The sequence below is a fragment of the Prosthecobacter sp. genome, from assembly GCF_044373815.1.
Classification (GTDB): Bacteria; Verrucomicrobiota; Verrucomicrobiia; order Verrucomicrobiales; family Verrucomicrobiaceae; genus Prosthecobacter.
The window spans coordinates 1-7,806 of the sequence record NZ_JBIPNG010000315.1; the positions used below are offsets into that span (position 1 = coordinate 1).

Genomic DNA, 7,806 nt, shown 5'->3' on the forward strand with positions numbered 1-7,806 from the left:
CGATCAAGGCGCATGTGGGCAGTGCGGTGAACTCGCCAGAGCGCTTGTTGTGGCTGCTGGAGCAGGTGAAGTCTCCGGCCATCCAGGTGACGTATGACTACAGCCACTTTGAGCTGCAGGGCATCGACATGGAGGAGAGCATGAAGCTGCTGCTGCCGCGCACGAAGTTCATTCATGTGAAGGACGCGGCGGGTGATGCGGCGAAGTTTCAGTTCCTGCTGCCGGGCGAGGGGAAGACCGATTATGTGAAGTACTTCACCGCGCTGAAGCAGCATGGTTACCAAGGACCTGTGGTGGTGGAAGTGAGCGGGCAAATTTTCAGCAAGCCGGGGTATGAACCTGTGGCTGCGGCGAAGAAGTGTTATGCGGTGCTGGCGGGGGCGCTGGCGAAAGCATGAAGACTGCTGACTGCTCCGAGGGTTTGTGAAGAAACATGGTTGAGAGTGCGGCGGCGACGTTCAATGTTGGGCCGCATGCCTTTACCGAAGAAGCCCAGGCAATCCATCGTCAAGGCGGGTCATGGTTTTGACCGGCTGCTGAGCCAGTTGCGCGGGCTGATTCTGGAATCCCGAGGGCAGCTGCTGCGTGCTGTGGATGTGATGCAGGTGCGCACCTGCTGGGAGGTGGGGCGGCATATCGTGGAGTTTGAGCAAGAGGGAGCGCAGCGGGCTGAATATGGAGCGGGCCTTCTTAGACGTCTGGCTGACAAGCTGACAGCGGAGTTTGGCCGTGGATACGACGCCTCAAATCTTTACAAGATGAGGCAGTTCCATGCTGCCTTTTCAAATTTAGACGCAGTGCGTCCTGAATTGAGCTGGACACATTACCGCCTTCTTCTGCGCGTGGATGATGAGGAGGCCCGTGAATGGTATGTGCGTGAGTCTATCGCGCAGAACTGGAGCACGCGTGCTTTGGAACGGCAGATGGGCAGCCTTTACTATGAGAGGCTGCTGAGGAGCCGGGACAAAAAAGCCGTGAAGGCGGAGGCGGTGAAAAATCTGGCCTTGGAAACGCCCAGCCCGCGCGACTTTATTCGTGATCCGATCGTGCTGGAGTTTCTCGGTCTGCCTGGCACAGGCAAGCTGCTGGAGTCGAATCTGGAAGACTCACTCGTTAGCAATCTCCAGTCTTTCCTGCTTGAGCTGGGCAAGGGCTTCGCGTTTGTGGCGCGGCAGCAACGCATCAGCACTGAGACGAAGGACTTCTACGTGGACCTGGTTTTCTACAACTACGTGCTGAAATGCTTTGTCCTCTTCGATCTCAAAACCCGGGAGCTGGAGCATCAGGACATCGGCCAGATGGACATGTATGTGCGCATGTATGATGAGCAGCATCGGGGGCCCGGCGACGGCCCCACCGTGGGCATCATTCTGTGCGCCCACAAGGACGCCAGCGTGGTGCGCTATTCCGTGCTGCACGGTCATGAACAGCTTTTTGCCAGCAAATACCGCCTCGTGCTTCCCAGCGAGGACGAACTGCGTGCCGAACTTAATCGCGAAATGGAGATTTTTTCACGCGAGCAGAGATTGCAAGACAAGCCCACCCCGACACGATCCAAGAAAAAAACTCCCAGCCGTACTCGACGTGCTCGCTGAGCAAAGCACACCCATTTCTTTTCCAACAATTAAACTATCAAGCCTCTCATGACTCGAAGCACTTTCCTCAAATCCACCGTGGTCGCCAGCGGGCTGGTCGGCGCCATTCAAACCCTGCCTGCTGCGGATGCGCCGGGCGACGCTGCGCGGGAGTATTTTGAAATTCGGAAGTACACGCTCAAAGCACCCGAGAAGCAGAGTGTGCTGGAGTCTTATCTGAAGGATGCGGCAATCCCGGCGCTGAACCGTCTCGGCGTGAAAAACGTGGGGGTGTTTCTGCCGGAGAAGGCGGAAGGGACGCCAGTGGTGTATGTGGTGCTGCGTTACAGCTCACTGGATCAACTCGCGAAGAGTGCAGATTTGCTGGCAGATGCGGCCTTGCAGAAGCAGGGCGCGGCCTATCTGGATGCACCGGCGGCGGATGCGGTGTACGAACGCGTCGAAAGCTGGCTGACACAGGGCATCGCAGGCATGCCTGCGATGGCGGTGCCGGTGAAGGGCAGCCAGGTTTACCAGTTGCGCATCTATGAGAGCCCCAGCGAGAAGACGGGGAAGAAGAAGATCGAGATGTTCAACATCGGCGAGCTGGCGATCTTCAAGCGCAGCGGACTCAACGCCGTTTTCTTTGGCGAAACCATCGTGGGACCGCTGATGCCCAACCTGACCTACATGCTGAGCTTCAGCGACGCCGCAGCGAAGGATCAGGCATGGAACACCTTCCGCGTGGATCCGGAATGGATGAAGCTCAAAACGACGCCCGGCTTTACGGACAAGGAAATCGTGTCACGCATCACAAACCTGGTGCTGGTGCCGACAACGTATTCACAGATCTGAGGAGCCGGGATAACCCCGGCTCCGTGATCGAATCGGTTCAGGATTTGTTCGTCTTAGCCAGCACGTTTTGGAGTGTCTTGGCGAATTCTTCGGAGGAGGTGCCGCCGACTTGTTTGGCGACCTCCTTGCCTTCGGAATTGAGGAACTCGATGTGCGGGATGCCGTTGACGCCGTATTTGGTGGCGGCGCTTTCATTGCGTGCATCATCAATGTCGATGTAGGCCCAGACGAACTTGTCGTGAAAGGCCTTCACCTCGGCGCTGGGATAGACGTCATGTTTCATGGCCTGGCAGGGCGGGCACCAGGCGGCGGAGAAGACGAGGATGACCGGCTTGCCGGATTTTTTCGCGGCACTCATGGCGAGGGTGCTGCTGTCTTTGAAATCCGGGCTGCCTTTCGGGAAGTCGCTGGCCAGGGCGAGGCTCGTGGCGGCGGCGAGGATGAGGAGGATGGTTTTTTTCATGGTTTGGGGATGATGGAAGAACGAATCATGAGATGCGATGGTGGCCGTTTTTATTCCCCATATTTTGCGTGAGCCCGAAGAATCATGAAGGTGGCTGATGCGCATTGACTTGCCAGCAGGCTGCCTTAACCCGTGCGCCATGAGCATTTCACGACTTCCGGTTTTTCTTGCCAGTGCTTCGCTTGCCCTGACGTTTTCATTTCAGTCCGGCATGGCCAATGAGGCCTTCTTTTCGAAAGACGGCAGGACGGTGACGATGGGACTCGGAAGCAGGGGCCGCTCCGGTCTGGTGCAGGTGGACATTGCCACGGGAAAGATCACGCAGGCGCCTTTGCCAGCGGAGCTGAAGGAGGAGAGCATCGAAAGTGTGGCGGCAGGCAGCGAGGGTGAAACCTTGTTTCTTGCCAAAGAGGGTGTGTGGGTGTGGACACCGGGTGCTGCCACGCCCGTGAAACGCGTCTGCGCCACGGCACCCGTGGTGGGCGCGACGGATTTGTTCGTGGCCACCGTGCCGGGCACGCCGCTCACAGATTGTCTTTTTGTCAGTGGCAATGAAACCGCAGACGCGACGAGCATGGGGACTTTCTACGGTCGCAAGCCAGGCGGCAAGCACACCTTTCTGTCCATTTTCTGCCGCCGCGTGAGCAGCGCGACGGGCGGTGTTTTTTCCAACGACGGCCGTCTGTTTTTCATCAGCGACGGTGATGTGTGGGAAGGTGGCATCCAGGCGGATGACGATACGGGCACGGAGCGTCTGGGCACGCTGGTGGGAGCACGCATCGCGCCTTTGGCCATCATGAACACGGATGAAGCCAATGGTGGCAGCCTGTGGGTGCAGCATGTGGCTCCGGCAGGAAAATGGATCTATGCCCAGCTGCGCGGGCGCCACATGTCCGCGATCCTGCGTACGCCGCTGCCTGCCAAGCCCATGTACGCGCCGACCTCCAACGATTCTCCCAGCGCGAAAGATCAGCTTGATGCCATGTCCTACTCGCTGAACAAAACCGAGGTCATCGCGGATGACATGGAATACGCGGCCGGCTTCTGTGCCACTGAGATTGGCGGCACGCCGCGCGTGTTTTTCTGCGGTGATGCGACGGAGGAAAACAAAGGCCCCGCGCTGATGCTGTGGGAAGGCACGGGCAATCCGCGTGTGATTGGCCACCTGCCCCAGGAGTGAGCTGAATCAGGTGCCAAACACAACGCCCGGAGAAAACCTCCGGGCGCTGCAATGATCAGGTTCCTTGAAGGTCGTTACGACCCTCAGTGCATGCCGTGGCGGCCGCCGCTGTGATGTCCGCCACTGGAGTGGCTGGGAGCGCCACCGCCCGATGGAGCGGATGGAGCACCGCCAAATCCACCGTGTGAAGAGTGGCTGCTGTGGTGGGAGCTGCCGCCGAAGCCGGAGCCTCCTGACGGTGCGCCACCCAATCCACCGCCGAAGCCACCACTGGAGTGGTGCGTCGTGCCACCACCAAATCCTCCCCCAGAGCCGCCGAAACTGCCGCCTGAATGGTGCGTGCTGCCACCGGAATGATGGGAGCTGCCACCAAAGGAAAAGGGAGCACTGGAAAAGCCGCCGCCGGAGTGACCGGACGAATGGTGCTGGTAATGACTGGAGGAAGGAGCTGAGTAACCGCGGCTGGAGTGATGCGAGGGAGCGCTAAAAAATGAGGCGAAGCCGGGAGTGGAGTAAGAGCAGTTCGAATAGCCGGAATAGGGCCGTGAGCTGTAGCTGTTAAAGCTGTTGTATGACACCACTGGCCGTGAGTTGTAGCCGCCGCCGTAGTAGTTTGGCCGGGACGAATACCCGCCGCCATAACCATAGCCGGAAGCATAAGGGCCAGCGAACTCTTCACAGGAGGTCAGAGAAATGGCGACTGTCAGTGAAGCGAGCAAAAGAGAGAGCGATTTGATTTTCATAATCCTCACCTCCGACGCGCAGGCTCAAAGCTTATTCATTCGATTGTTGCGGAACGTGATTTAGACCGGAGGAGCCGCACAAAGCATCTCCCACTACGGGGCCAGTTCAGCCGCCAGGGCAGTCGCTTCCGCGAGGAAGGCCTCTCCCAATGGCGAAAGGCGACCTGTCCAAAGGGCGCCGAAGCAAAGCGGTGGGAAATCATCCAGCGCGAGTGCTTTCACATGGGCTGGAAGTTCAATGCGCGGATGAAGCAGGACCAGGCCTGCACCAAAACCTTCGACGACATAGCGCAGCACGAGATCGAAGCTGCCGACTTCGAGGCTGGGCAGCCATTCGACACCGCGCTGGCGCAAGGCGGCCTGAAAGGAGCGCGACACCACATCTTTGGCATCCAAGGATACGAGTGGCAGGTCGATGCGGTCCTTTTCGAAAATCTGCTCGGCCTTGGTGATGCCGCTCTGCTTGGGCACCAGCAGGGCCATCGGCAGACGGAGGAGCTCGCGCGACTCGATGTTGGCCACGGTTTTTTCCATCAGTGTGCCGAAGCCGATGTCCACCTCCTGTGCGGCCAGCAGGGTCTCGATCTCCTGCTGGCGGCCATGGGTGAGGGTGAAATGAAACCCTTTTACCCGCCGCTGCATGCGACCGAACAGTTCCGGCAGATAGTCCCGCTGCACGACCTCGGCGGAGGCGATGCGCAGCCGGTTTTCACCGCCGCCGCGCAGGCGGTCTCCCATCTCTGTCAGGCCACCGAAGAAGGGCGCGATGAAATCATAGAGCGTCTGCCCTTCGCGAGAGAGCTGAAAGGGGCGCCGCTGATACAGAGTGACGCCGAGGGCATCTTCGAGCTGGAGAATCTGGGCGCTGATGGCCGGCTGCTGAATGCCGTAGGGCATGGCCCGGGCCGCCGCACTCACGCCGCCGTGACGCGCCACATAGTAGAAAAGTTCGAGGTGATGGACGTTCATGCCGGGGAAAGGCTATACGGTTTATCAATGATGCCACGTGGAAATATCAATTTCCCTTGGCTGCTGATCCTGAGAGACTGCGACATCTATGGACGAAATCATTCTCCTTCTCGTGATCATCGGTGGCGCGGTGCTCATCATGCCCATCATCGCGCTCGTCACTGCCGTCAGGGCACGACGGCGCGGCGAAGAACTGGGCGCAGAAATCAGCTCGCTTCGGGAAATCGCTACGCGGAACGTCGAACGCGAGGCGCGGCTGATCCGGCGCATCGAAGCGCTCGAAGCCGGGACCAAACCGGCAAAAACCACGGAGGCTCCGGCTGTCGCCGCTCCGGTGGCAACACCTGAAACCATCGCCAAGCATGCGCCTGTTCCTTCCGTTGAACCCGTCTTCGTGACGGCTCCGGCTGCACCGCCGCCGATTCCGCCCTCCGAACCCGCTGCGGCCAAAACTCCCACGCCCCCTTCAGTCGTGCACACGCCGGACTTCAGGCCCATGGAGGAACCCAAGCCACGCCCTGCACCGGGCCTTTCTCTCGAACAGTTCATGGGGGCGAAGCTCTTCGCGTGGGTAGGTGGGCTGGCCCTGTTTCTGGGCATCATTTTCTTTGTGAAGCTCAGCATCGAGCGCGGATGGATTTCCGCCGAACTGCGCACGGCGATTGGTTTTGTGATCGGCGCGGGGCTTGTGGGTGCGGGTGTGGTGATCCAGCGCCGCAAGCCGTATGCCACGTTGGCGCACACGCTGTGCGCGACAGGCATCGTGGTGCTGTATGGCGTGAGTTTTGCCGCGCATGCGCTGTACCACATTCCGCCCTTCAATCATGCGCTGGTGACCTTTGGCATGATGACGCTGATCACCACAACGGCTTTCCTGCTGGCGGTGCGGATGGAGGCGCAGGTGGTGGCGGTGCTGGGCATGCTGGGCGGCTTTTTGACGCCGATCCTTTGCTCCACCGGCCATGACAATCCTGGCGGGCTTTTCAGCTACATCGCCTTGCTTGACATCGGCGTGCTGGCCGTGGCCAAACATAAGCGGTGGCTGCATCTCACGGCATTGGCGTCTGCTGGCACGATCATCATGCAGGCGGGGTGGATGGTGAAATTCTTCCGCTCGTCCGAGTATGCCATGGGTTCGGCCACGTGGATTCCGGTGATCGTGTTTCTTGGCTTTGCCACCTTGTTCATGCTCGCTGCCTGGTGGTCGCGGCAGCGTGAAGATGAGGATGCCTACCCTGCGGGTGCGGCGCTGGCCTTGTGTGGCAGTGCGCTCTTCACCGCGTTCGTCTTTCTTGGATTTGGTGCCATCACGGAGCGGCCGACTCTGCTGTACACTTTTGTGCTCGGCATCAATGCTGTTGTGTTGCTCATTGTGTGGCAGCAGCCGCGTGTGGCCAGGGCTCAAGGCATCGTCGCCACACTCACGTTTCTGCATCTTTCCATCTGGACCTCGACAAGGCTCACCGACGAGCTGCTACCCTATGCGCTGGGCATTTATCTCGGCTTTGGTTTGCTGCACACGGCCTTTGCTGTGCTGTGGCAGCGCCGCAGCCAGTCCACCACGCTGTTCATGAGCTGGACGCCGGTGATCACGCTGGTGCTGCTGCTCATGCCGGTGCTGTGTCTGGATGCGGTCAGCCTGATGCTGTGGCCGGCGATTCTGCTCGTGGATCTGCTCATCATTGGTCTGGCGATTTTCACGGGTGCGCTGATTCCCGTGCTCGCCGCACTGGCGCTGACACTCATCACGGCAGGCGCGTGGCTGTTTCGTCTGCCTGCGAATACCGCCGGCGGTCTGGGACTGTTCCTCATCGTGCTGGGTGGCTTTGCGGTGCTGTTTGGTGTGGCCAGCAGCTTCCTCTCGCGCAAAATGCCGAAGGTGCCGATTGCAGCCATGCTGCCGGTCAGCTCTGCGGTGCTGCCGTTTGCGCTGCTCATTCTCGCCACACTGCATCTGCACGTGATTGATCCCTCGCCAGTCTTTGGCCTCGCGCTGCTGCTCACGGTGTTTCTGCTGGGGCT

At 59.6% G+C, this 7,806-nt stretch carries 8 protein-coding genes; 5 read left to right on the forward strand and 3 right to left on the reverse strand.

Annotated elements, in window-relative coordinates:
* The 3 genes from ACIREA_RS21555 to ACIREA_RS21565 form a co-directional block, all read left to right on the forward strand.
* Positions 1-398: sugar phosphate isomerase/epimerase family protein (locus ACIREA_RS21555; protein ID WP_397384422.1), on the forward strand; the 398-nt coding region annotated here is incomplete at its 5' end.
* A 75-nt stretch (positions 399-473) separates the two neighbouring features.
* Positions 474-1,595, forward strand: coding sequence for a YhcG family protein (locus ACIREA_RS21560; protein ID WP_397384423.1), 1,122 nt, complete (start codon positions 474-476; stop codon positions 1,593-1,595).
* A 48-nt stretch (positions 1,596-1,643) separates the two neighbouring features.
* Positions 1,644-2,429, forward strand: coding sequence for an NIPSNAP family protein (locus ACIREA_RS21565; protein WP_397384424.1), 786 nt, complete (start codon positions 1,644-1,646; stop codon positions 2,427-2,429).
* A gap of 37 nt (positions 2,430-2,466) precedes the next feature.
* Here ACIREA_RS21565 and ACIREA_RS21570 read toward each other — a convergent pair whose 3' ends face one another.
* The gene (locus ACIREA_RS21570) at positions 2,467-2,892 is read right to left on the reverse strand and encodes a thioredoxin family protein (protein ID WP_397384425.1); all 426 of its coding nucleotides are present in this window, start codon (positions 2,890-2,892) and stop codon (positions 2,467-2,469) included.
* A gap of 139 nt (positions 2,893-3,031) precedes the next feature.
* Between ACIREA_RS21570 and ACIREA_RS21575 the strand changes: the two genes are divergently transcribed.
* Positions 3,032-4,072 (forward strand): hypothetical protein, encoded by a 1,041-nt coding sequence (locus ACIREA_RS21575; RefSeq protein ID WP_397384426.1) that lies wholly within the window; start codon positions 3,032-3,034, stop codon positions 4,070-4,072.
* A gap of 83 nt (positions 4,073-4,155) precedes the next feature.
* Here the strand turns inward: ACIREA_RS21575 and ACIREA_RS21580 are convergent, their stop codons facing one another.
* Positions 4,156-4,815 (reverse strand): hypothetical protein, encoded by a 660-nt coding sequence (locus tag ACIREA_RS21580; RefSeq protein ID WP_397384427.1) that lies wholly within the window; start codon positions 4,813-4,815, stop codon positions 4,156-4,158.
* Positions 4,816-4,908: 93 nt separating this feature from the next.
* Positions 4,909-5,784: a LysR family transcriptional regulator gene (locus ACIREA_RS21585; RefSeq protein WP_397384428.1), complete on the reverse strand. Its 876-nt coding sequence runs from the start codon at positions 5,782-5,784 to the stop codon at positions 4,909-4,911.
* Between the two features lie 88 nt (positions 5,785-5,872).
* On the opposite strand from ACIREA_RS21585, the gene ACIREA_RS21590 reads away from it, so the two are divergent.
* A partial coding sequence (locus ACIREA_RS21590) for a DUF2339 domain-containing protein (protein WP_397384429.1) occupies positions 5,873-7,806 on the forward strand: 1,934 nt, incomplete at its 3' end.